17 protein-coding genes are annotated in these 24,112 nt (G+C 65.4%); 5 read left to right on the top strand and 12 right to left on the bottom strand.

Annotation, left to right across the window (positions count from 1 at the left end; translation table 11 throughout):
- Positions 1 to 63: 63 nt before the first annotated feature.
- The 6 genes from FG93_RS15275 to FG93_RS15250 form a co-directional block, all read right to left on the bottom strand.
- Complete coding sequence (locus FG93_RS15275) at positions 64 to 1,236, bottom strand: efflux RND transporter periplasmic adaptor subunit (RefSeq protein WP_043235763.1); 1,173 nt, start codon at positions 1,234 to 1,236, stop codon at positions 64 to 66.
- The gene (locus FG93_RS15270; RefSeq protein ID WP_043235761.1) at positions 1,233 to 4,322 is read right to left on the bottom strand and encodes an efflux RND transporter permease subunit; all 3,090 of its coding nucleotides are present in this window, start codon (positions 4,320 to 4,322) and stop codon (positions 1,233 to 1,235) included. Before FG93_RS15270 ends, FG93_RS15275 begins: the two co-directional genes overlap by 4 nt.
- Positions 4,319 to 5,425 carry an efflux RND transporter periplasmic adaptor subunit gene (locus tag FG93_RS15265; protein ID WP_200878109.1) on the bottom strand — a complete coding sequence of 369 codons (1,107 nt, stop codon included), beginning with the start codon at positions 5,423 to 5,425 and terminating at the stop codon, positions 4,319 to 4,321. The genes FG93_RS15270 and FG93_RS15265 overlap by 4 nt, the downstream gene beginning before the upstream one ends.
- 250 nt (positions 5,426 to 5,675) lie before the next feature.
- A complete protein-coding gene (locus FG93_RS15260; RefSeq protein WP_052513806.1) occupies positions 5,676 to 6,884 on the bottom strand; it encodes an MFS transporter in 1,209 nt (402 codons plus the stop codon).
- A 23-nt stretch (positions 6,885 to 6,907) separates the two neighbouring features.
- A complete protein-coding gene (locus FG93_RS31240; RefSeq protein WP_052513805.1) occupies positions 6,908 to 7,990 on the bottom strand; it encodes an AraC family transcriptional regulator in 1,083 nt (360 codons plus the stop codon).
- Positions 7,991 to 8,167: 177 nt separating this feature from the next.
- Positions 8,168 to 9,229: an alpha/beta hydrolase gene (locus FG93_RS15250; protein WP_244448626.1), complete on the bottom strand. Its 1,062-nt coding sequence runs from the start codon at positions 9,227 to 9,229 to the stop codon at positions 8,168 to 8,170.
- A 475-nt stretch (positions 9,230 to 9,704) separates the two neighbouring features.
- On the opposite strand from FG93_RS15250, the gene FG93_RS15245 reads away from it, so the two are divergent.
- From FG93_RS15245 to FG93_RS15235, 3 genes are all read left to right on the top strand, one after another.
- Positions 9,705 to 11,255 carry an AbgT family transporter gene (locus tag FG93_RS15245; RefSeq protein WP_043235758.1) on the top strand — a complete coding sequence of 517 codons (1,551 nt, stop codon included), beginning with the start codon at positions 9,705 to 9,707 and terminating at the stop codon, positions 11,253 to 11,255.
- Between the two features lie 45 nt (positions 11,256 to 11,300).
- Positions 11,301 to 12,515, top strand: coding sequence for a M20/M25/M40 family metallo-hydrolase (locus FG93_RS15240; RefSeq protein ID WP_043235754.1), 1,215 nt, complete (start codon positions 11,301 to 11,303; stop codon positions 12,513 to 12,515).
- Between the two features lie 100 nt (positions 12,516 to 12,615).
- The gene (locus tag FG93_RS15235; RefSeq protein ID WP_043235752.1) at positions 12,616 to 14,451 is read left to right on the top strand and encodes an SLC13 family permease; all 1,836 of its coding nucleotides are present in this window, start codon (positions 12,616 to 12,618) and stop codon (positions 14,449 to 14,451) included.
- A 39-nt stretch (positions 14,452 to 14,490) separates the two neighbouring features.
- Here FG93_RS15235 and FG93_RS15230 read toward each other — a convergent pair whose 3' ends face one another.
- The gene (locus tag FG93_RS15230) at positions 14,491 to 14,709 is read right to left on the bottom strand and encodes a hypothetical protein (protein ID WP_043235750.1); all 219 of its coding nucleotides are present in this window, start codon (positions 14,707 to 14,709) and stop codon (positions 14,491 to 14,493) included.
- 158 nt (positions 14,710 to 14,867) lie between these two features.
- Here FG93_RS15230 and FG93_RS15225 point away from each other — a divergent pair, with 158 nt between their 5' ends.
- Both FG93_RS15225 and FG93_RS15220 read left to right on the top strand, forming a co-directional pair.
- A complete protein-coding gene (locus tag FG93_RS15225; RefSeq protein WP_081881568.1) occupies positions 14,868 to 16,103 on the top strand; it encodes an MFS transporter in 1,236 nt (411 codons plus the stop codon).
- Positions 16,104 to 16,138: 35 nt separating this feature from the next.
- Positions 16,139 to 17,026: a LysR substrate-binding domain-containing protein gene (locus tag FG93_RS15220; protein ID WP_043235746.1), complete on the top strand. Its 888-nt coding sequence runs from the start codon at positions 16,139 to 16,141 to the stop codon at positions 17,024 to 17,026.
- 198 nt (positions 17,027 to 17,224) lie between these two features.
- Here the strand turns inward: FG93_RS15220 and FG93_RS15215 are convergent, their stop codons facing one another.
- The 5 genes from FG93_RS15215 to FG93_RS15195 form a co-directional block, all read right to left on the bottom strand.
- Positions 17,225 to 18,157, bottom strand: coding sequence for a 3-keto-5-aminohexanoate cleavage protein (locus FG93_RS15215; RefSeq protein WP_043235745.1), 933 nt, complete (start codon positions 18,155 to 18,157; stop codon positions 17,225 to 17,227).
- Between the two features lie 34 nt (positions 18,158 to 18,191).
- A complete protein-coding gene (locus tag FG93_RS15210; protein ID WP_043235743.1) occupies positions 18,192 to 19,130 on the bottom strand; it encodes a 3-hydroxyacyl-CoA dehydrogenase in 939 nt (312 codons plus the stop codon).
- Between the two features lie 55 nt (positions 19,131 to 19,185).
- Entirely contained in the window at positions 19,186 to 21,711 is a 2,526-nt protein-coding gene (locus FG93_RS15205; protein ID WP_043235742.1) for a branched-chain amino acid ABC transporter ATP-binding protein/permease, read from the bottom strand.
- A 7-nt stretch (positions 21,712 to 21,718) separates the two neighbouring features.
- Positions 21,719 to 22,600 carry a branched-chain amino acid ABC transporter permease gene (locus FG93_RS15200; RefSeq protein WP_200878112.1) on the bottom strand — a complete coding sequence of 294 codons (882 nt, stop codon included), beginning with the start codon at positions 22,598 to 22,600 and terminating at the stop codon, positions 21,719 to 21,721.
- Positions 22,601 to 22,758: 158 nt separating this feature from the next.
- On the bottom strand, positions 22,759 to 24,024 hold the full coding sequence (locus tag FG93_RS15195; protein WP_043235737.1) for an ABC transporter substrate-binding protein: 1,266 nt from the start codon (positions 24,022 to 24,024) through the stop codon (positions 22,759 to 22,761).
- Positions 24,025 to 24,112 lie beyond the last annotated feature (88 nt).

Raw genomic sequence — 24,112 nt, 5'->3', positions numbered from 1 at the left:
GATCCCGCCGGGAAGTTCTCTGATTGCACGGGCCCGCTCGCGGCGGGAAAAGGTCGTCACGTGTCACGAAGGCGGAAGCGCCGGGCCCGCCGGCGGCTGAGCTGCCGCCGCGGTGCGGCCCGTCTCACGCGCCGCGGGAAGCGGTCGCACGCGTTGGCCCGGGTGCAGCACCTGAATGCCGCCGGAGACAATGACCTCGCCGGGCTCGAGCCCTTGCGAGACGATAACGAGGCCCGGGTCAAAGCGCAGGACATCGACATTGCGCAGCGACACCGTTGATTTCACCGGGTCGACGATCCAGACGGCTGGGGAAAGACCCTGCTGGGTCAGGGCGCTGGAGGGAATCGAGACGATCGAGGCCGATGTGAGCTCCATGGTTCCGACCACGGTCGATCCCAGCCTCATCTCCTCCGGTGGGTCGATCAGGCCGATCCTGACCGCAAAGGTGCGGGTCACGGGGTCAGCCTGGGGAGCCACTTCGCGGACACGACCGAATGCGCTGACTGTCGGAGCCTCGGCGAGCGTGACCCGGATCGGCGTGTCGTCGTCCAGCGTCTCCAGCAGCCTGGCGGGGACGTTGAAGACCGCATCCCGGCCGTCTTCTCGCGCCAGTTGAAGCACGACTTGCCCGGCCTGCACGACCTCGCCGGGCTCGATATTGCGGGCGGTCACCACGCCTGAGACGCCTGCCCGCAGCTCTGTGAAGCCAAGTCGATCCTGTGCCAGCTCGACTTGCGCTTCGGCGGTCTCGAGCTGGGCCTGGGCGGCTTCTTGCGCCTTGAGCGATTGATCGAAGCGCGGCCGGGTGGTGAAGCCCTGCGCCATCAGTCGTTCCTGACGCTCGAAAGTGTTGCGCGTCGTGTTCACCTCGCCACGGGCCGCTTCGAGCACTGCCTTGGCTTCTGTCAGTGCGTTTCGCTCGAGCGAGGGGTCAAGGCGGGCGACGACCTGGCCGGCAGCGACGCGATCTCCGATAGTGACCGGCCGCTCGGCGACACGGCCGCCGATGCGGAAGCCAAGCCCGACATTCTTCTCGGCCTGCACCTCGCCGCTCAGCTGGATGTCGTTGGCGAGCTTGCCGGCCTCGACCTTGACCACGCGGACGGGGCGGCCCTCGGACGGGGCGGCCTCCTGGTTCTGGCAGGCTGCCAGCGCCAGGACGAGCATCGAGACGGCGGCGGCGCGGAGAGTTCGCGCGGCCGAGGGCTGGAACCGGATGGCTGAGATCGGTCTCATCGCGAAGAAACTCCCGCAGCGGCCGTCGCCCGGGCTTTCGTCTTGCTCGGTGTCGGCGAGCTTGCGCCGAAGACGGCGACATAGAGCACGGGCAGCAGGATGAGGGTCAGGACGGTTGCGACCAGGAGGCCGCCCATGATGGCGAAGGCCATAGGACCCCAGAACACGGTTGGGGCGATCGGGATCATGCCGAGCACGGTCGAGACCGCAGTCAGCATGATCGGCCGGAAGCGCGTGCTGCTGGCGTCGAGTGCCGCCTCGACGACGCTCTTGCCGCTGGCCCGCTCCGCCTCGATCTGGCCAACCAGGATCACCGCGTTCTTGGTGATGATGCCGATCAGCGCCAGGATGCCGAGCAGAGCGACGAAGCCCAGGGGCTTGCCCGACACGAGCAGCGCGCTGACAACGCCGATGAGGCCGAGAGGGGCGATGCTGAGCACGATGGCGAACAGCCTGAAGCTCCGCAGCTGGGCCATCAGCACGGTGAACATGATCAGCAGCATGACCGGCACGACGGCGATGACCGAGGATTGCGACTTGGCGCTTTCCTCGACGGTCCCGCCGGTGGCGATGCTGTAGGCGGGCGGCAACGTCTTCCGGAGCTCGTCGATCGAGGGCTGCAAGGCGGAGACGACGGTCTCCGGAAGCGTTCCGGGCTTGACGTCTGCGGCGACGGTCAGGTTCGGAACCCGATCGCGTCGCCAGATCAGTGGCGCGTCCAGCCCGTAGCTGAATGTGACGAACTGCGACACCGGCACCGAGCGCCCACCGGGCAATGCGACCTGCATGGTCCGCAGCGTATCGAGCGAGACGCGGTCGGCATCCTGGGCCCGCACGACGACATCGACGAGATAGATATCGTCGCGGACCTGGGTCACGACAGTGCCGGAAACGACGGTGTTCAGGATCGAGGCAAGCGCTTGCGAACTCAGGCCGAGGCGGCGTGCCTCATCCTGATCGACGCGCAGGCGCAGCTCGCGCGAAGGCTCGATCCAGTCGAAATTGATCTGCTCGGTCTTGGGGTTTGTCGCAACGACCTGCGCCAGCTTCATCGCGATCGAGCGCACTTCGGCGATCTCCGGCCCGCTGACGCGGTACTGCACGGGCCAGCCCACCGGCGGCCCGAGTTCGAGCGGGTAGACGCGTGCGACGACATTCGGAAACTCCTTGGCCAGGAGCTCTTCCAGTTTGGCCTGCAGGCGCTCGCGAGCCGGCACGTCCTTGGCGACGATGACAGCCTGGCTGAAGAAGTCGTTGGGCAGTTGCGCATTGAGCGGCAGATAGAAGCGGATTGCGCCACGCCCGACATAGGTGCTCCAGCGATCCACATCCGGGTTGCCCTTGAGTGCCGCGTCGAACCGGGTCGCGAGCTGCTCGCTCGCATAGATCGAGGCGTTCTGCGGCAGTGTCAGATCGACCAGGAGCTCGGGCCGGTCGGAGGCAGGGAAGAACTGGCGCGGCACCAGAGGCAGCGCGAGGACGGAGGCGACGAACAATGCGAGCGTCACCGCGATGGTCGCCCAGCGCAGCTTGATGGCCCCGGACAGAAGCTGCCGGAATGTCCGCTCGACCCTGCCGGGGCCGGCATTGCGCGACGCCGGATCCGGCGCCTTCAGCATCGCGACGCCAAGCACGGGCGCAAAGATCACCGCCACGAACCACGACACCACCAGGGCGATGCTGACCACGGCGAAGAGGGTGAAGGTGTACTCGCCGGCCGAGCTTGCCGCAAAGCCGATCGGCACGAAGCCGGCGATCGTCACCAGCGTTCCGGCCAGCATCGCCATCGCATATTTATGGAAGGCGTAGGTTGCCGCCTTCGCCTTTTCCTCGCCGGCGGCAAGACGCGTCACCATCGCATCGGTCGTCGTCATGGCGTCGTCGACCAGCAGGGCGAGCGCGATGATCAGCGCACCGAGCGAGATCCGCTGCATGTCGATGCCGGCGACGAGCATCACCGCGAAGACCACCGCGAGCGTCAGCGGAATGGAAAGCGCAACAACAAGGCCGGGACGCACGCCGAGGCTGATGAAGCTCACGGCCATGATGATCGCGATCGACTGCCAGAGCGAAGTCATGAAATCGTCGATCGCGTGATCCACCGTCACGGCCTGATCGGCGACCAGACGTGGTTCGATGCCGAGCGGCAGATTGGCGGTGATCGTCGCCATCGCCCGCTCGATGTTCTTGCCGAGCGCCAGGATGTCGCCGCCATCGCGCATCGCGATGCCCAGTCCGATCGCTTCCTGTCCGTTGACGCGGAACATCGGCTGAGGCGGGTCGGCCTGACCGCGGCGGACGGTGGCGATGTCCGCGAGGCGAACCATACGATCGCCGACGGGAAAATTGACGTTCAGCAGATCGGCTTCCGACTGGAAGGCGCCGGAGACGCGCAGCGAGACCTTCTCGTCCTCTGTCAGGATGGTGCCGGCCGGGCGCACCACGTTCTGGCTCTGCAGGGCGCCGAGCAGGGCGGAGCGATCGATGCCGAGATTGGCGAGTTCCCTGACCGAGAATTCGACGAAGATGCGCTCGTCCTGGGCGCCGATGATCTCGATCTTCGAGGCATCGGGGACGAGAAGCAGACGCGAACGCGCTGCTTCGACGTGGTCGCGCAGCTCACGGCTGGTGAAGCCATCGGCGGTGAAGCCATAGATGATGCCGAACGTGTCGCCGAAGCGATCATTGAAGAACGGGCCCACCGCGCCCGCGGGCAAGGTGTGGCGGATGTCCCCGACGAGATTGCGGACGCGGTACCAGGTGTCCTGCACGTGGCGCGCCGGGACCGACTGCTTCAGGTTGACGAAGATCGTCGTCACGCCGGGCGTCGTGAAGCTGCGGACGAAATCGAGACCGGGTGTTTCCTCGAGCTGGCGCTCGAGCCGCTCCGTGATCTGCGTCAACGTGTCTTCCATGGTCGCGCCCGGCCAGGCGGCCGAGACGACCATCGACTTGATCACGAAGGAGGGGTCTTCATTGCGGCCAAGCCGCACGAAGGCGAGCACGCCGGCAGCGACGGCGACGATCATGAGATAGATCACGACCGAGCGGTTCTTGAGGGCCCATTCCGAGAGGTTGAAGCTCATCGTGTTTCCGTCCCGGTCAGCCGCACATGCTGGCCCTCCTGCAAAAGGCTCGCGCCGGCCGTGACAATGACGTCGCCAAGTGCCAGGCCCTTCCCGATCAGGGCCGTCGCGGGGTCGGCGCTGAGAACATCGAGCTTGCGCAGCGACACGGTGAGGGTCTTGGGATCGACAACCCAGGCTCCCGTACCCTGCTCGCGCCGCACCAGCGCCGTCGACGGAATGGCAATGGCCGCGGTTTCGCTGCCGCGGATCGTGCCCAGGACCGCGGTGCCGAGCCGGTAGGACTGCGGAGGCTCTGACAGACCGACCCTGACCCGGAAGGTCCGCGTCACCGGATCGGCCTGAGGCGAGACCTCGCGCACCCGGCCCCGGACGGTGGTGCCGGGGTCGCCGGCGAGCGCGACATACACGCGCGCATCGGCAGGCAGGCCGCGCATCGATCCGGCGGGCACCTCGAAGACGGCATCGCGCCCGTCGCGCCTCGCGAGTTGCACGATCGTCCGGCCGGCGGCAACGACCTCGCCCGGCTCTGCCCCGATCCTGGTTACGACGCCGGGTGCATCGGCCTTCAAACTGGTGAAGCCGACAATATCTTCTGCCGAGTTGACGCGGGCTTGTGCCGCGTCAACCTGAGCCTGCGCTGCCGTGCGGCCCTGCTCGGCGGCCTCGAAATCGGCCTGCGTCGTGACATTGCGCTGGAGCAGGTGTCTCTGGCGCTGCAACTGGTTGTCGGTCTTTCTCAGGAGGCCTTGTGCGGCCGTGAGCGCTGCCCGCGCCGAGCGCAGATCGTTGAGCTCGTTCTCCGGGTCAAGGCGGGCAACGACGTCCCCCTCGCGCACGGTCGCGCCGACCGCGACGTTTCTCTCCGCCAGTCGGCCGCCGACGCGGAAGGAGAGCGACGCCTGGTCCTGGGCTTCAATATGGCCGGTGAAAGTGATGTCCGCCGTCTCGCGGGGCTTGTCGACAGTGATGGTGCGGACGATCCGCACGGGCGGCGGAGCGTCGTCGGCCTCGCGCTGGCAGGCCGCCGAGGCGAGTGCGACCACGGTCAGCGCGGCTGCGTGCAAAGATCGGGCGGAACCAGGGCTGCGACGCACGCTCATGCCTGCGGCCCTCGGAGCGCCACCCTCGCGCACGGCAGCGTTCTTGCGCCGATCCTGCCATTCGTGCGGAACGGGTTCTCTCGCAAGCCCTTCAAAAGCATCATGTTCTTCCTCTGGCAACCGCAAGGCAGAGGCCGTGGAACCTCGGGTGCAAGCAAGGGTCCGTCGCCAATCTCCAGGGGCGGCAGGGACGGACGCTACCAACAGTCCGGGAAGCGCGGATTAGCTCAGAATCCCAACTCTGCGCAGGTCATCCCAATTTTGGCGCAGGGTGCTCGGCATCCGGAGTCGCTGGGTGCGGGGCCGCATCCCCCCGTCGCAGGCTGGCTGCGACAGGGATCAGCAGGAGGAAGCCGGCGCCGGAAGCAATCGCCATCAGGCCATAAACATGCTCGCCCCACGAGCCGTAGAGGTAGCCGGCAAGGGTCGTCAGAGCCGCCATCGTCCCGGCCCAGCCTGCCGCAAGCCAGGCCTGAGCCTGGGCCAGCATGCCACGCGGCGCGAACTTGGTGAGCAGGAAGATGCTGCTCAGATGCGTCGCGCCGAAGGTCAGGCCGTGTGTCAGCTGCAGCAGGATGACGAAGGCGATATCCGGGTCGAGAGCCATGCCGGCCCAGCGCAGCGTGGCGACAGCGCCGCCCGCAGCCAGCAGCGCACCCGCGCCGGCCGGGCCACTCACGATATATCCGAGCAGGCTGAAGAACATGATCTCGGAGGCGATGCCCGCCGCCCACAGGCTTCCCATGGTTCCCCCGGATATGCCGAGGCTTTGCCAGTGCAATGTGCTGAAGCCGTAGATCGCCGCATGGCTCGCCTGGACCAGTGCTGCGCCGGCAATGGTCAGGATCAGCAGATGCGGCCTTCCCATCGTCTCGGCTGTCTCGTCGGGAGCGGCTGATCTCTCCGGCAGGCGAATGGTTGCGACCGCGACCGCGGCCAGCGCGGTGGCGAGCGCCGACAGCAGCAACATCCCGATGATGGACGAGATTGGCAGCCAGTCGAGCATCCAGCCGGCCGAAAGATTGGCAAGTGCAAAGCCCGCCGAGCCCCACAGGCGGATTCGCCCATAGCGCAGCTCGGCCGAGCGCAAGCCTTTAAGGCTGCGCAGGGTTACGGCATCGGTCAGGGCGATCAGCGGACCCTGGGCCAGCGCGATGGCGATCACCAGCAGCAGGATTGGCAGGAAGCCCGCGGCAAGGGCGAGAAAGCCCGTGCCGATGACGACAGCTGCCGAGCACGCAACCAGCGCCATGGTCATGCGCGCGCTCCGGTCGGCGAGCGCGCCAACGACCGGGTTTGCGATGATGCGGGTCAACAACGGCGCGGCAAGCACCATGCCGATCGCTTCGTCATCAAGCGACTGCGCGCGCAGCCAGAGCGGAAAGAATGGCAGATTGATGCCGAGTTCGAAGAAAAGGGCCGCATAGAGAAAGGAGAGGCGCCCCGTCGCCCCTTTCATGCCGAGGCCCTCATGCTCTTCGGCTAGTTGGCAAGGCTGTGCGCGGCGCGTTCATCTCCGCTCCCTCCCAATGCACCGTCCAGCGACGCATCCTGTTGGGCAAGTCCAGATGGGAGCGAGGAGAACTTGGTCAGGTGCTTCTCGCGCGCCTCGGTTGGGCTGTAGCCGAACTCACGCCGGAATGCGCGGCTGAAAGTCGAATGATCAATGAAGCCCACTTCATTGCCGATGACGTGGATCGACACGGCATCGCGAGTCGATGACAGCCGGCGATGCGCCTCCCGCAGCCTTTCGCGATTGATGAAATGGGCGACGCCACCGGTGCTCTCGAACAGCCGGTAGAGCTTGGAGCGGGACATCGCCATGAGGCGTGCCAGCCGCTCGGGACCAAACTCGGGGGAGGCCATGTTCTGCCGGACGACGCGCCGGGCACGATCGATCAGGAGGGAGGTCAGCGGCACCTCCGCAGCCTCGGAGCGTTCGATCCGCGGCGCGATGCAGGCAGCGACCAGTGAACGCGTCGCGGTGGCGAGGCCCTGGGCATGCTCTGCCGAGATGTGCGGCAGTTGCCGGGCCAAATTCTCCATATAGCCCGTGAGCAGCGCTCCCAGCTCGGGGTTGATTTCGAGATCGTGCGCCCGCTCGAAATCGACGAGTTCCTCCTGGCAAAAGTTCCGAGGCAGGAACAGCGTCAGGACTTCCGTGTCCTCGGCCTGGCCTTCGAACGGCATGGCGAGCGAGCGGAAGCTGAGATTGCCTTGCCGCTCCGGCGGCCTCAGGGAAAGCAGGTTGCACTCAGGCGAAAAGGGGTGGGCGAGTACGACGCACCAGTGATCCATGAAGGATCGCGGCCTGTGCCGCCAATGGCGGGCCGGGGCGTCGGCGTAGAGGGTCCTGGTCAGAACGACATCGCCAAAGCTCCACGAGGAAAACTCGGCTTCGAACGCTTCGGAGGGCTCCGGCGTCGGCAGAAGGTCGATCGTCTCCGAGAGCAAGGTGCGCCAGGCGTCGAACTGATCTTCGGGAGGCAGCCCCTTGGTCGAGAATTTCTGAACGAAGACCGCTCCTCCAGGTGTCCCCGAATCGGTACTAGAGAAAGGCGACACGGCATTCTCCTCGCGATTGCGTTACGTTAATCTGGGCCCCGCGTACCAACGGGAGGTCATGTTTCTCAGTGCCGTGAAGAAACTGTGACGCTCGGAATTAGCAATGGCAAGCAATAAACTGTTGAGAATTGTTCTTATCAGGCCGAAGCAGGTGATCCTCTTGGGGCAGTTGGCGCGCTATTGGCGCGGGGACGCTGCGTCGAAGACGCGAATTGGCGCGGTGACGATGAGGCTGGCGGCCGAACCGAGCGCATCCGCAGCCAACAGCGGCGGGGATATGTCCGAATCGGTGATGACTTGCCCCTGGAGCAGCCTGCCGCCGATGAGGCGGACCGCATCGGGGCTGGCGGCAAAGAGGTCGTGATTGATGCGGTCGCCGGCGTTGATGGCGCTGAGATCGAGCACCGTGATGCCCGACAGCCCCGCCAGCTGCTGCTGATACTCGTCGCGCGTCAGGTCGATTCCGCCGAGGCGTGTCGCGCCGCGGGAAATGAAGCGGGAGAGCTGCAGCGCCCTGTCGTTCTGCGAGACGAACAGCGTGATCTGTGGGCGCTGGGGCCCCATGTCCTCGATCTGCCGTCGGAACACGCCGACATCGAGATCGGGCGATGCCAGAATGAGATTGTTGATCTTCCGGGGGACGCCGCCCTGCTCGAGAGCGATCTGCCTGACCGCTTCGACGGCAGGCCAGCTTCCCATGGAATGGGCGAGGATGACGATCTCGCCGACGGAGGGGCTGCTTGCAGCCGCCTTCAGCAGGTAAGCAAGATCCGAGCGCGAATACGACGCATTGTCGAAATCCCGGCTGTAGTCGAGCAGATGGCCGCGCGACGGCCATGAGAACAGCACCGGGGACGCGTCGGCATCGGCATCATGGGTCAACTGAGCAAAACGAAAGACCGCTCGGTCGAAGGGCGTGTTGAAGCCGTGGACGAACACGAAGACCCGGCGCTTGCGTCCGCCCGTCGACTTGAACCATTTCGGGAGATCCGCCTTGGTGATCGGCGCCGTCGAGGTGACGACAAAATCCGTTGCCGGATTCCCGGGAGCCGAGCGCGGCAGCTGGATGGTGCCGACCTCACGCTGCTTCGGGATCGAGACGACGATATTGCTGAACGAGACCGCATCTCCGCGCTCGCCGCTGAACAGAACGCCCGCTTCCGCGGAGGGCGCACGCGTCGTCGCGGCAAGCATGTTCACGCGGTCGGTGCCGGCAACGGGCTCGACGGGCTGAAGCAATCCGCGTGGAGCCGACGCGCAAGCGCTGAGACAGAACGCGACAGCTAATCCTGCCAGGCTCAGCCGCAAGCAGTCGAGGCGGCGGCCCATGGTCAGCGGCCTCCGTAATGCGGGCGCGATCCGGGCATTGCAGGCAGTAACACGCTTACGGGATTGCTCTTGCATGCCTTACCGTGCGTCGGCGTCACTTCGACGTTCCCAATCTGCGAATAGGAGATCGGAGGATCTCGAACGGCTGTGTCAGGATAAGGAACCCATCCGACGGCAGCAAGCTTGCCGGATGCCTTGCCGTCATTCAGCCGTCTTGCCGCCAACTTTGGGACAGGCGGTCCAAGCTTTGGGATTCTGTGCCGATGCCCTCGGCGCGCAGGGAACTAAGTTCCCGGTATGACCGCCTCGGCAACGATTCCGGCGGCCTAGCTGCTTATCGCGACCCCCCCGTGGGGCGGAAGTCTAAGGCTTAGGGGAGCAAGACATGTCTAGCGGGAACGTCGCGTCAAAGACCACGATGCAGAGATTTCTCGATACGGTCGAGAAAGTGGGGAACATGGTTCCCCATCCCGTCGTCATCTTCCTTATCCTCATCGCCATCGTCATGGTGCTGTCGGCTGTGCTCAGTCTGTTCGGCACGGCGGTCACCTTCGAGCGCATCAATCCCGACACCCACAAGGTCGAGATGGCCAGCACGGCTATACGCAGCCTGCTGAATATCGAAGGCATTCGCTTCATCTATTCGTCGCTGATTCCGAACTTCATGAGCTTCACCGCCGTCGGATTGATGATCGTCGCGATGATCGGCGCCGGCGTCGCTGAGGAGTCCGGCCTGGTCACGGCGCTGATCCGGAAACTCGTCATCGTGTCGCCGGGTTGGGCCCTGACCTATATCCTGGCCTTCGTCGGCATCCTCGCCAGCATTGCAGCGGATGCGGGCTATCTGGTGCTGATCCCGCTCGCCGGTATCGCCTATCTCGCCGTTGGGCGGCATCCGCTTGCCGGCCTCGCGCTCGGCTTTGCCGCCGTGGCCGGCGCGTTTACGGTCAACATGCTGATCAAGCCGCTCGACGCCGTCCTCGTCGAGTTCACCAATGATGCTGCCCATCTCGTCGATCCCAACCGCTCGATCGGCCTGGCCTCGAACGTCTGGTTCTCGATCGCGTCGGTGCTGTTTCTCACCGTCGTCATCGCTTTCATCACCGACCGGATGATCGCGCCACGCCTTGGTGTCTACGATCCGAAGCTGGCGGCCGAAGGCACCACGACGGAGCAGGGTGCTTCGCTGTCGGATCAGGAATCGCGCGGACTGCGCTATGCCGGGCTCGGCTTGCTTGCACTGATTGCGGTGTTCTGCCTGCTGACGCTTCCATCGGGAGCGCCACTGCGCAATCCGACAACCGGCGAGCTGATCGGCAATTCGCCCTTCATGAACGGGTTGATCGCACTGATCATGCTGATGTTCCTCACCACGGGCTGGGCCTATGGCATCGGGGCCGGGACCTTGCGGACCCTGACGGAGGTGATCGCGGCGATCGAGAAATCGATCAAGAATCTCGGAGGCACGATCTTCCTGTTCTTCGTGCTGAGCCAGTTCGTCGCCTATTTCACCTATACCAACATGGGCACCGTCATGGCGCTCAGCCTGTCCGGTGTGCTGCAGTCGGCCAATATCGGCGCGCTGCCGCTGCTGCTCGGCTTCATCGTCGTGGTGGCGATCATCGACCTCCTGCTGACCGGGGCGATTGCAAAATGGGCGATCTTCGCGCCCGTCTTCGTGCCGCTGCTGATGAAGCTCGGCGTCGAGCCGGAAGCGGTGCTGGCGGCCTATCGCGTCGGCGATTCCCCGATGAACGCGATCACCCCGCTCAACGCCTATTTCGCCCTCGTCGTCGGCTTCGCCCAGAAATACGACAAGTCCGCGGGTGTCGGCACGATCGTCTCCCTGATGCTGCCCTATGTCGTCTGGATGTTCGTGCTGTGGACGGCACTCTTCGCCGTCTGGAAGATGCTCGGCCTGCCCTGGGGACTGTGACGGCCGGTCGCACGGCCCGAAACGAAGCAACCCTCAATTGATCGGATGGACATCATGAGCAGTCCCGCTATCCCACTCGACGTCAACGCCGCCGTCGACCATCTGATGAATTTCCTCTCGGTCGAAGGCGTGACCGGTCAGGAAGCCAAGATCGGGGCCGCCGTCAGCGAGGCGCTGAAGAAGGTCGGGGTGCCGGCTTCCGCCATCCGCTTCGACGATGCCAACAAGCGCATCCCGGTGCCGACGGAGACCGGCAACCTGTTCGTCGATCTGCCGGGAACGCGGCCGGGCTCGCGCCTGCTGTTCTCGACCCATCTCGACACCGTGCCGCTTTGCGCCGGTGCCAAGCCCCGGCGCGAGGGCGACCGCATCGTCTCCGACGGCACGACTGCGCTGGGCGGCGATGCCCGCACCGGTGTCGCGCTTCTCGTCGTGCTCGCCGAGACGCTGATCAAGCACAAGCTGCCGCATCCGCCGATCACCCTGCTGTTCACGGTTCGCGAGGAGAGCGGCCTGCACGGTGCCCGCGAGCTCAACCCGGCCGATCTCGGTGGGGCCGTCATGTGCATCAATGTCGATGGCCAGCTCGCCTCGGAACTGCTCGTCGGCGCGGTCGGCCAGGAGAACTGGGAAGTCGAGATCAAGGGCAAGGCGTCCCATGCCGGCGTCGCGCCGGAAAAGGGCATCTCGGCGACGCTGGTCGGCGCCCTCGCCATCGCCGAGGCGCAACGCAACGGCTGGTTCGGCAAGGTCGTCAAGTCCGACGGCCGCGGCACCAGCAATGTCGGCATCTTCGGCGGCAAGGGCGGCACGGCCGCCGCCGGTGACGCGACCAATGTCGTCACCGACTATGTCTATATCCGCGGCGAGGCGCGCAGCCCCGAGGCGGCCTTCGCGACCAAGATTGCGAACGGCTACAAGGAGGCCTTCGCCAAGGCGCAGGGCGAGGTGAAGGACCATGAAGGCGCGACCGCCGAGGTGAAGTTCAGCCAGAAGCCGGCTTACCCGCCCTTCGAGCTGGGCCAGGATGCTCCGGTCGTGAAGCGTGCCACCAAGGCGCTCAAACTGCTGGGCATGGAGCCGAACTATCTGTTCTCCAATGGCGGGCTCGATGCCAATTGGCTCGACAAGCACGGCGTGCCGACCATCACCATTGGCGCCGGGCAGGCCGAGATCCACACCATCAAGGAATATGTGAATCTCACCGAGTACGAAAAGGGTTGCCGCGTCGGCATCCTGATGGCGACCCTGGAAGACTGAAGCCTTGGCTGGGTGCGGTGTGCCGGGGCGCAGCCTGCGCCGGCACATTGCGCCCTAAGCATTTCGGCGGCCTGGCAGGGCCCAAGAGGGAGCTGAGCGATTGAGCCCGATAGCCTATACCGGCACCATCATCGCCGTCGCCGTGGTCTTGTTCATCTGGAACAAGATCCCTGTCGTTCTGATCGCGATGGGAGTTGCGCTGGCGCTCTGGGCGACGGGGGTCCTGACCCTGCCCCAGGTTCTGGGCGGTCTCGGCGACCCCGCCGTCATCTTTATCGCCTCGCTCTTCGTCGTCAGCTCCGGGCTCGAGGTCACCGGCGTTACCGCTTGGGCCGGGCAGCTCCTGATCAAGGGCGCGGGCGAGGAAAGTCGGACCCGCCTTCTGCTTCTCACCATGGTCCTCGTTTCGCTGCTGACCGCCGTGATCAGCCTCAACGGCGCCGTCGCCGCCTTGCTGCCGGTCGTTGTCGTCATCGCAGTCCGGCTCAAGCGCAATTCCTCGCAGCTGCTGATGCCGCTGGTCTTTTCCGCCCATGCCGGTTCGGTATTGGCGCTGACGGGTTCACCGGTGAATGTGCTGGTCTCCGAGGCGAGCAGCGACGCAGGGATGGGCAGCTTCGGCTTCTTTGAATTCGCGCTGGTCGGCGTGCCGCTGCTCGCGGGCACGATGGCGATCATCATCCTGTTCGGCCAGCGCCTGCTGCCGGAGCGCAACGGCGCGACCATGCCCGCCGATTTCAGCCGGCATGCCAAGACGCTGGTCGAGCAATACGGTCTTGCCAGCGGCGTCTATCAGATGCGGGTGCGCGCCAGTTCGCCCTATCTCGGCGCCGCGCCTGCCAGCATCGATCTGTCGGCCTATCGGGGGCTGCAGCTGGTCGCTGTTCAGGAGGGCGAAACCGCAAGTCCCATCCGCCGCGCGGTCATGGCCGAGGGCGACCACCTGTTGATCCGCGGCGACGCCGAAGCGGCCGCGACGCTGGGCACGGAGATGCATCTCGCCTTCCGTGAGGAGGCAAAGCAGGGGCAGGGCGAGGAGACGCTGTTCAACCAGCGCTCAGGTCTTGCCGAAGTCGTGATTCCGCCGCGCTCCGGTCTGATCGGCCAGAGCGTCTTTCCTGGGATGGTCACCGACAGCGGCGACCTGATCGTTCTGGCCGTGCAGCGCGCGGGGGCGGAACTCGCCGCCGCCAATGCAACCAAGGATTCCGGCGGCATCGTGCTGCAGGCCGGCGATACCATGCTGCTGCAGGGCACATGGAAGGCCCTCGACATCCATCTCGACGATCCCGATGTCCTGGTCGTGAGCTCGCCCGAGCTGGTCCGCCGTCAAGCCGTGCCGATGGGCCCTGGCGCGAAGCAGGCCGTCATTATCCTGATCGCGATGGTCGTGCTGCTCGCCACGGGCGTCGTCCCGCCCGCGGTCGCCGGCTTGCTGGCCGCAGGGGCGGTCATCCTGTCGGGGATCATGAATGTCGAGCAATCCTACCGGGCGATCAGCTGGACCACCGTGATCCTCGTCGGCGCGATGATGCCGCTCTCCACGGCGATGGTCGAAACCGGTGCGGCGAAACTGATGGCCGAGCGGCTCGTCGACATGGTTGGCGATGCCGGGCCGGTCGCCTTGCTTGCGGGGCTGTTCGTGCTGACCGCCGTCATGGGGCAGTTGATCAGCAATACGGCGACCGCGCTCATCGTCATCCCGATCGGGGTGGCTGCGGCCGCCAGCATGGGCATTTCGCCACGGCCGGTCTTGATGAGCACGGCCGTTGCCGCCGCCGGAGCGTTCCTGACCCCGATCGCGACGCCGACCAATCTGATGGTGATGGGACCGGGCGGCTATGCCTTCAGCGACTACTGGAAGCTCGGCCTGCCGCTGCTGATCTGGTTCTTCGTGGTGGCTGTCTTCATCGTGCCGCTCATCTGGCGCTTCTGAATTCTGTCCGATTGCCGGGAGTTTTCGCCGATCTCGCGGTCAAGGCGGGCGGAGCAGGAACGATCGGCCGTGACAGCGGCCGATCGATTGCCTGGTGTGGTGATGCGCCGGGTCGGCATCTGGCTTGAGGCCAAGGCGGATCTCCGCGATGGATGCGCCGCTGACCACGATCTTCTGAGCCATGTCCCTCCCTGAAAGATGCTGCTGAAAGCGCAGAGAAAACGGCCGATCCGTTTGGAATTTGACAATATCGAGCATCTTGTTCGGTCGGCGCAGGGTCAAATCACATGGGCTCATGCAGCTATTCGTGGGTGTTTTGGGGCGAGGCGCCTTGTCCGGGACATCCCTTGTCAGAGCCTGGACGGATGATCCCGAATTCGGGCCGCCGGTGATGATGAGGGGGTCTGCGCAAGCTGATGACCAATCTGCCCACCGGCACGCCAGCGGGCCAAGCCTCATGCCAAGCCCCACGCCAAGCTGTGAAGCCGCCGCCCGGCCAGCAGCACGCATTGCTGCGCATTCTCGGCCTCGCCTGCTTCGGTTCCTCGCTCGGCGTGTTTCTGTTCGACCCTATGTTGCCCATGCTCAGCCGGGATTTTGCGGTGCCGCGGAGCCAGGTTGTCGCCATGGCAACGGCGTTTGCCCTCGCCTACGCCCTGGCACAGCCGATTGCCGGCGCGCTCGGCGACCAGCTCGGCAAATTGCGGGTGATGCGCGTCTGCCTCGGGGTGAGCGCGCTTGGCACATTGCTCGGCAGCCTTGCCCCCAGTTTCGAGCTGCTGCTCGCCACCCGGCTCGTCGTTGGCTTCTTCACGGCCGGCACATTCCCGTTGTGTTTTGCCATCCTGGCGGAGCGGATCGCGCCTGAGGGGCATCAGGAGGCTTTCGGCAAGGCCAGTGCGGCTTCGGTCACCGGGTCGCTGGCCGGCGCCGTCGGGGCAGGCTTCGTCGCGGATGCAGTTGGCTGGCGCGGCAGCCTGTTCTTGGCCGGCCTGATCGGCCTGACCTGTTTCGCTGTCGTGATGGCGGTGCTGCGCGATACCCGCGAGGACTCGTCGTCCCGCGCAGGGTTTGGCTCGGCGCTCTCTGCCTATTACAGGATTCTCGGGCTGGCGAGCGCCCGCCGCGGGCTTGGGCTGCAGCTTGCCCTGACCGGGCTGACACAGGGCTTGTTCCCGCACATTGCCTTTCTCGTCGGAGCCAGCGCCTCTACCGTCGGCATCGTGCTCTCCGGCTTCATGATCGGCAGCATCGCCTATGGATTAAGCTTGCGCCGCACCCTGCGCTGGATCACACCCGCCCGCCTCACGTTGGCCGGGGGGCTGGTCATGACGCTCGCCATGGCAAGTCTGAGCGCCCATCTTCCCTGGCCTTTTCAGTTCGGCGCATTGCTGGCATTCGGCTTCGCCTATCGCAGCGCCGCCATTCCGCTTCAGACCTATCTGGCGACCCTGACCCCGAAAACGCAGGGTGCGATGATGGCGTTGCACTCCATGGCGGCGATGCTCGGGCAGTCGGCAATGCCACTGATCTATGCGGCGGGGTTCGACAGGGCCGGCATCATGCCAACGCTGCTCGTTTCGGCCTGTTTGCTCGGCCTCTGCGCGGTGACGGTGGCCTCAATCATGCGTTCCAGCAAACGCTCCCATTGAATAGGATCGTCCGGGGAACGGGAGCGTGAGGGACGATGCATCTCCAGTCGCGGCAGATCGAGGCGTTCCGCGCCGTCATGATGACCGGCAGCATGACCGCCGCCGCCGAGGTGCTTGGTGTCACTCAACCAGCCGTAAGCCGCCTCATTCGCGATTTCGAGGCGGTTCTGGGCATGTCTCTGTTCGAACGGCGCGGCTATCAGCTCGTACCGACGCCCGATGCGCTCACCCTCTATGGCGAGGTGGAGCGCTCCTTCATCGGCCAGACGCGCATCGCCGAACTTGCCAAGGCCCTGAAGGCCAATGCCGCCGGCGCGCTGCGGATCGCGGCAATGCCTGTGCTGATGGGCGGCCCGCTGCCGCGCTTCGTCGCCCGGTTCTCCAGAGAGCATGCCGATCTGCGGGTGACGCTGGTCGGGCTGTCGTCCCGGCTGGTCGTCGAGCATGTCCTCGCTGGGCAGGCGGATATCGGCTATGCCGACCTGCCGCTCGATCCGACGGCGATCGAAGTGGAAACCTATCCGATCGCTGCGGTCGCAGCCCTGCCCTCCGAGCATAGGCTGGCGCCGAAGACTGTGCTGGAACCCGCGGATTTCGCGGGGGAGCATGTCATCGGAGCTCCCCCCGGCTCGCTTTTCCGGTCGCGCGTCGACGCATTCCTCGACGGCGTGGCCTATCATAATTTCATCAATGCCACCCTGGCGCAGGCGACCTGCACAATGGTCAGCGAGAATGCCGGCATCGCGATCGTCAGCCCGCACGCCACCGAGAATTATCAGGGTCGCGGTCTTGTTACGCGGCCCTTGTCGGTGCGCATAGAGGCAGGCTTCGCCTGCCTGCGCGCCAAGCAAAGGGCGGCTTCCGCATTGGCCTCTTCATTTACCGACGCTTTCGCGCGCTATCTCCGCCGCTGGAGCTCCTAGCAGGGGGGCCGTGTTCCTGGCCTTACTGTCGTTGCAAGGCAGACGCTGCTACGCTGGCCCCGCGTCAGTGGTTCGCCCGAGGGGAAGCAATTAATTAGCCGGCAATTTATCCTATGACCTGGCAGCTCTGGTGGCTCGCGAATATCCGTAGATTGCGATGCTCGATATGGCCCGCAGCGTCAGACAGCGCGGCGCCGCTCAAAAGGCGACCTTGTCTGCCCCCTTGAGCTGCAGAATCTCGCGGGCATCGTCCGGAGTTGCCAGCTCCAGTCCGAGACCTTCGATGATCTTCCGCGCAGCCCGGACCTGTTCGGCGTTGGATTTTGCCAGCTGCCCCGGCCCGATCCAGAGCGAATCCTCCAGGCCGACGCGCAGGTTGCCGCCCATCGCGACCGCCATCGCGGCGATCGGCAGCTGATGGCGTCCGGCGCCAAGCACGGACCAATGGTACTGGTCGCCAAAGAGCCGATCGGCCGTGCGCTTCATATGCGCGACATCTTCCGGATGCGGGCCGATGCCGCCGAGCAGGCCGAAGACCGATTGGACGAAGAACGGTGGCTTCACCAGCCCGCGGTCGACGAAATGCGCCAGCGTGTAGAGATGCCCGATATCGTAGCACTCGATCTCGAAGCGTGTGCCGTTCTCGGCGCAGGTCGTCAGGATGTTCTCGATGTCCTGGAAGGTGTTCTTGAAGATGCGGTCCTTCGAGCCTTCGAGATAGGGCTGTTCCCAATCGTGCTTGAACGCCTTGAAGCGGCTCAGCATCGGATACAGCCCGAAATTCATCGAGCCCATGTTGAGCGAAGCGACTTCGGGCTTGAAATGGGCGCAGGGACGCAGGCGTTCCTCGACGCCCATGGTCGGCGCGCCGCCCGTGGTGATGTTGATGACGCAGTCGCTGCGCTGCTTGATCACCTTCAGGAAGGGCTCGAACGCCTCGGGTGACTGGTCCGGCTTGCCGGTTACGGGATCGCGGGCATGGACATGCACGAGCGCCGCCCCCGCCTCCGCCGCGCCGACCGCGGCATCGATGATTTCATCGGCGGTCACCGGCAGATAAGGCGACATCGAGGGGGTGTGGATCGCGCCGGTCACCGCGCAGGTGATCATGACTTTGCGGTTCTTGGCCATGGCGGCTCCCTTCAGACGAGCAGGATGGAGGATTTCAGGCAGGCTTGCGCGCGGCGGCGCGCTTATGAGCCTGCAGTGCGGCCAGCCGCGTGTCGCGCCAGTCGCTGAGGCGCTTCACCCGCTCGGCCGATTGCACCCCTGGCCATTCGCTCATGACCCTGGCGACGGTTTCCGCACCAAACGGGTCGCCGCCGACGGCCTGCGCCGCCATGGCCTCGATGGAGGCGCCGTAACGGGCGCAGTAGTCGGGGATACCGCCGGGCGCATTGAGCTCGATCGTCTCGAAAGGGCCCATGAAGGACCAGCGTAGCCCGAGCCCGTCGCGGATCGTCTTGTCGACGTCTTCGGCGCTTGCAACGCCCTCGCCAACGAGGCGAAAGGCTTCCGCCAGCAGCACGGCCTGCAGGCGGTTGAGGACAAAGCCTGGCTTCTCCTTGCGCAGGACGATCGGAACCTGGCCGGCCTGTTCGTAGAGCGCCTTGGCCCGGGCGAGGACGGCCGAATCCGTCCAGGGCGCCGGTGCGAGCTCGACGATCGGGACAAGATGCGGCGGATTGACGGGATGGGCGACGAGACAGCGGGCCCGCCCCGCCAGTGTCTCGCTGAAGACCGACGCCATGATGAACGAGGTCGAGGAGGCGAGAATCGTCCCCGGGGCGGCAAGCTTGTCCATCTCGGCAAAGAGGGCGCGCTTGGCTTCCACGGTTTCCGGTCCGTTCTCCTGCACGAGCTCGGCGCCGCTCAAGGCATCCGACAAGCCTGAGGCGACGCGGATACGTGCGAGCGAGCCCTTTGGGTCCTCGACGAGGCCGTGGCCGGCGAGTTCCTCGAGATTGCTGCCGATATGTGCGCGGGCGGCCTCGGCCGCGCCGGGCGCGACATCATGCAATGCGACGTCGAAACCATGGCTGGCGAAGATGGTGGCCCAGGCCCGGCCGATCAGTCCGGAGCCTATGATCGCGATCTTGGTCATGCGTGTTGATCCTGCGGGAAGCGACGAAGGTCGGGATAGGGTTGAGGCAGGGCGCTCACAGCCAGAGCACCTGTCGGCGCAGGGCCAGATCCTGGCTGAGAGCCTTCGACGGGCCGACATATGTGACCTGGCCGCGCTCAAGCACGACCGTGCGGTCCGAAAGCGCCAGGGCGAGATCGAGATGGTGGTCCACGATCACGATCGCGATCTCCCGTCTCAGCTTGTCGAAGGCCTCGAAAAGCTCCTCGACCACGGCCGGAGCGAGGCCTTCGAAGGGCTCGTCGAGCAGTAGGACACGCGTGTCACCGGAGAGTGCGCGCGCCACGGCCACCATCTGCTGTTCGCCACCGGAGAGGTAGTCGGCCGGGGAATGCCAGCGCTGCTTGATGCGCGGAAAGAAGGCGAAGATCTTGTCCTCCTCCCAGCGCGTGCCGTTGCCGGTCAGGCGCTTGAGGCGGCCGAGCTCCATATTGTCCTTGACGCTCATGCCGGCGAAGAGACCGCGCCCCTGCGGCACATAGGCGATGCCAGCACGAGCGATCGCGGCCGGCGGCAGGCGGGCGATGTCGTCGCCGGCAAGATTGATCGCTCCCCTGGCGGACGGTGCGATACCGGTGATCGTCTTCAGCAAGGTCGATTTGCCGGCACCGTTGCGGCCGAGCAGCGCCACGATCTCGTTCTCATGGACGTCGAAGCCGACGTCGCGGAGAATGTGGCTCTTGCCGTAATAGGTGTCGACGCCGGAAAGCCCGAGCAGAACCTTGTCTCCGGCCGCACTGGGGCGCGGCTTCTCGGCGAGCGCATGCGCGCCCGAGCCGATATAGACCTCCTGAACCTTCGGGGAGGAGCGCGCGTCCTCGACCGAGCCGTCGACCAGCACGCTGCCCTCGTTCATCACCGTGACATGGTCAGCGATCTGGAAGACGCGGTCGATATCGTGCTCGACCAGCAGCACCGGCAGGTCGGTCGAGATCGACTTGATCAGGTTGCCGACGCGTTCGCGCTCGGCTGCCGCGAGGCCTGCGAGCGGCTCATCCAGCAGCAGGACACGCGGCTTGGTCGCAAGCGCGAGGCTCATGTCGAGCAGACGCTGGCCGCCATAGCTGAGCGAGCCGGCCTCGGCACTCTCGATGCCGCGCAGGCCCATGGTCTCGATGACCTGCCGCGTCTCGTCCGAAACCCGTGCCAGCGATCCCGCCGCGCGCCAGAAGCCGAAGCGCTCGGGAGCGCGCGCCTGCACGGCGAGGCGGACATTCTCGGCGACGGAAAGCGACGGGAATAGATTGGTGATCTGGAAGGCGCGGCCGATCCCAGCGCGGGTGATCGCTTCGGGCGAGAGGCCGGTGATCTCGCGATCGCGCAGGCGAACCTCGCCACGATCCGGCTGGAACTGGCCCGAGATCAGGTTGAAGGCCGTCGTCTTGCCGGCTCCGTTCGGGCCGATCAGCGCATGCAGCGCCCGGTCGCGCATCGCCAGATCGACGCCTTCGACCGCCTTGATGCCGCCAAAGCTCTTGGCGAGGCCGGTGGCGGTGAGGATTGCGCCCTCGACCCGGTCCTGCGGCTTCATGAAATCCGGGAGCGTGACTGCGCCGACCTTCCGCGCCGACATGGCCGCATCTTCGGCGGCCTGTTTGCGGAAGGGCCGCAGCAGCCGCTCGCCGACGCCAACGAGACCCATGGGCGAGAAGACGATGAAGCCGACAAAGAGCAGTCCGAACCAGAACAGCCAGTTCGGCGTCAGGCTCGAGAGATAGTCGCGGAAGATCACGAAGAAGAGCGCGCCGAGCGCCGGTCCCAGGAAGGAGCGCATGCCGCCGATCACGACCATCGCCAGCAATTCTCCGGAGAAGGCGACCGAGATCGGATCCGCCGAGGTCATGCGGTTGTTGAACAGCAGCAGCGTGCCGGCGAGCCCGGTCAGAGCTGCCGAGACGGTGAAGGCGGCGAGCTTGTAGCGGTTCGTCTGGTAGCCGAGAAAACGGGCGCGCTGTTCGTTCTCGCGGATTGCGACCAGCACGGTGCCGACCGGCGAACGGTGGAAGCGCCAGAGCCCATAGACCACTGCCATGCCGATCAGCGCAACGAGGAGGTAAAATGGCAGCGCCTGATCGAAATCGACGCCGGCGAACAGCGGCCGCCTGATGCCGCCGAGGCCGTCCTCGCCGCCGGTCACGGCGGTCCAGCGGAAGGCGACCGAATAGGTCATGGCGGCGAGCGCCAGGGTCAGGAGCGAGAAATACACGCCCTTGCGGCGCAGGATCAGGGCGCCGAAGGCGAAGGCAAGCACGCCCACGAACAGCACGGCGAGAAGGATCGGCAGAGCGAACTGGCCGGGTAGCCAGTTGCGCTGGATCAAGCCCGCAGCATAGGCGGCGAGCCCGAACCAGGCGCCATGGCCGAAGGAGACAAGGCCGGTCGTGCCGACGAGAATGTTCAGGGCCATGCAGGCAATGGCGAAGACGACGATCTCGGTCGCCGAGGTGGTGCCGAGCCCGATGAGGTGCATCAGGAAGGGCAGGACGGCGAGGCCGATGGCGGCAATGAGGAGAGGAGCGCGATCGCGCTGAGCGGCTGTCATTTCGCCCTCACTCGAAGCGCTGGATGCGTTCGCCGAACAGGCCACGCGGCCGGAACAGCAGGACGAGCAGCATCATCAGGTAGATCACTGCGGTCGACCATTGCGTGAAGCCGAGGCCAACGGTGATGCCCTTGACCACACCGACCATCAGCGCCGCCACGACCACGCCCCAGAAGGAGCCGAGCCCGCCGATGACGACGACGACGAAGGCCGGCGTGATGATCTCCTGACCCATGGCGGGATGGATCGAGTAGATCGGCGCGAGCAGGACGCCGGCCAAGCCGGCAAGCCCGATGCCGATGCCGGCAACGGCCATCATGTAGGGCTGCAGCGAAATGCCGAGCGCGCCGACCATGTCGGGGTTCTGCACGCCGGCCCGGACGACGCGGCCGAAGGCGGTGCGTTGGAGCAGGAACCAGAGCCCGAGCACGCAGGCTGCTGCGATCAGGAGCAGAAGTGCGCGATAGCGCGAATAGATGAACTCGCCGAGGACGATCTGGCCACGCAGTGCGGGCGGGATCGAGAACGAGAGCGGCGGTGCGCCGAAGATCATGCGCAGCGATTGCTCCGCCACCATCGCGAGGCCGAAGGTCAGCAGCAGCGAGAGGATCGGGTCCGAGCGGTAGAAGCGCTGGAACAGGCCGCGCTCGACGACGATGCCGATCAGCGCCACAAGCACCGGCGACGCAATGATCGCGCCGCCGAAGCCGATATGGGGCGCGAGCACGATCGTGAGATAGGCGCCGATCGCATAGAAGGCGCCGTGCGCCAGGTTGACGATGCCGCCGAGCGAGAAGATCAGCGACAGGCCGAGCGCGATCAGAAGGTAATAGACCCCGTCGAGCAGCCCGTTCAGCACCTGCTGGATGAAGAGAATGAGCAAGGGGATGCCTTTGCTTGATCAAAGTGGCCGGGAAGGGGCGTCGCGCCCGCAAGGCTGAAGACGCGCCGTCATCCCCGCCGCAACGCGGCGGAGTGCCGGGACCATCCCGGAGCGCTGGGCTCTACCGGTCCGGAATGGCGGTGCGAATCTGGTGTAGGGCGCCCTCAGCTCATCTTGCAGACGGCTTCGTCACCGGTCGTCGCGATCACTTCGAGGCTTTCGTTCGGTCCCGGTACGGGCGGCGAGGAGGTGAAGAGATCCCACTGGTTCTTGACCTGCGCCGCCGGCAGCGCCGTGATCGTGTACATCTCGCTCATCAGCTGGTGGTCCGAAGCGCGGAAATAGCCTTCGCGCGTCTTCATGACGTCGAATTTCGCGCCCTTCTCCCAATGCTCGAGGATCTTGGCGGTGTCCGTGCTTTTCAGCTCGTTCATCGACTGGGCCATGATCTTCACGGCGATGTAGTCGCCCCAGGCCTGGTTCTCCGGCGGCTTGCCGTATTTCTTGGTGAAGGCGGAGACGAAGGTCTTGCTCGCCGGCGTGTCGATCAGGTGGTGCCAGACGCAGGGCCAGACGCCGCCAAAATTGTCCTTGCCGGCGGCCCAGGCGAGCGCCGTGTCGAAACCGAAACCGGCGACGGGGAAGGTCAGGCCGAATTCGGAATACTGCTTGAGGAAGTTGGTGATCTGGTTGCCGGCAAGGTTCGAGATCACGATGTCCGGCTTGGCGGCGCGGATTTCGATCAGGAGCGCCGAGAAGTCGGTTGCGTCGGTCGGCACCAGCTTGTCGGCGGCGAACTGGCCGCCATTGGCCTCCATGAAGCGCTTGGCGACCTTGAGCAGATCATGGCCGAAGGCGTAGTCGGCGGTCAGCGAGAACCATTTCTTGCCCTTGACCAGCCCCTGCGCCATCAGCGAGCGGCCGCAGCTCTTCACATACATCGAGTTCTGGTGCTCCACATGGAACATGTAGCGGTTGCAGCTCTCGCCGCGCAGGGCGTCGGAGTTGCCGCCGGTGTTGACGAAGAGGATCTTGTTGCGCGCTGCGACCTGCGAGATCGTCAGGCAGGAGGCCGAGGAGATCTCGCCGAGGATGCACGCGACCTTGTCGCGCTCGATCATGCGCTCGGCCTTGGTCGAGGCGGTCTGCGGATTGACCGAATCCTCCTTCAGGGCCTCGAGCTTGCGGCCGTTGACGCCGCCCGCGGCATTGATCTCCTCGACGGCGAGGTCGACCGCCATCACGCCATATTCGCCGAGCGGACCGAGGAAGCCGGTGCGCGGCGTCAGGTGGCCGAAGCGGATGGCATTCGGCGTTTGCGCCAGGATGAGCGACGGGCTTGCGATCAATCCGGTGGCGGCACCGGCTCCGAGGCCGGCAAGGGCCTGACGTCGTGACAAACGAAATTTCGACTGCTGATGGTCTGCCATTGCGTTCCTCCCAGAACGGTTCCGCGCTTTGCGCTGGAGATTGTGTCGACCTGCTGTCTGTTCTGCTGGCGGCTTGATGCCCACTTGT

This window comes from Allobosea sp. LC85 (assembly GCF_000735605.1).
Classification (GTDB): Bacteria; Pseudomonadota; Alphaproteobacteria; order Rhizobiales; family Beijerinckiaceae; genus Allobosea.
The sequence above is the reverse complement of the archived record's forward strand: the minus strand, read 5'-3'. Positions and strand labels throughout refer to the sequence as shown.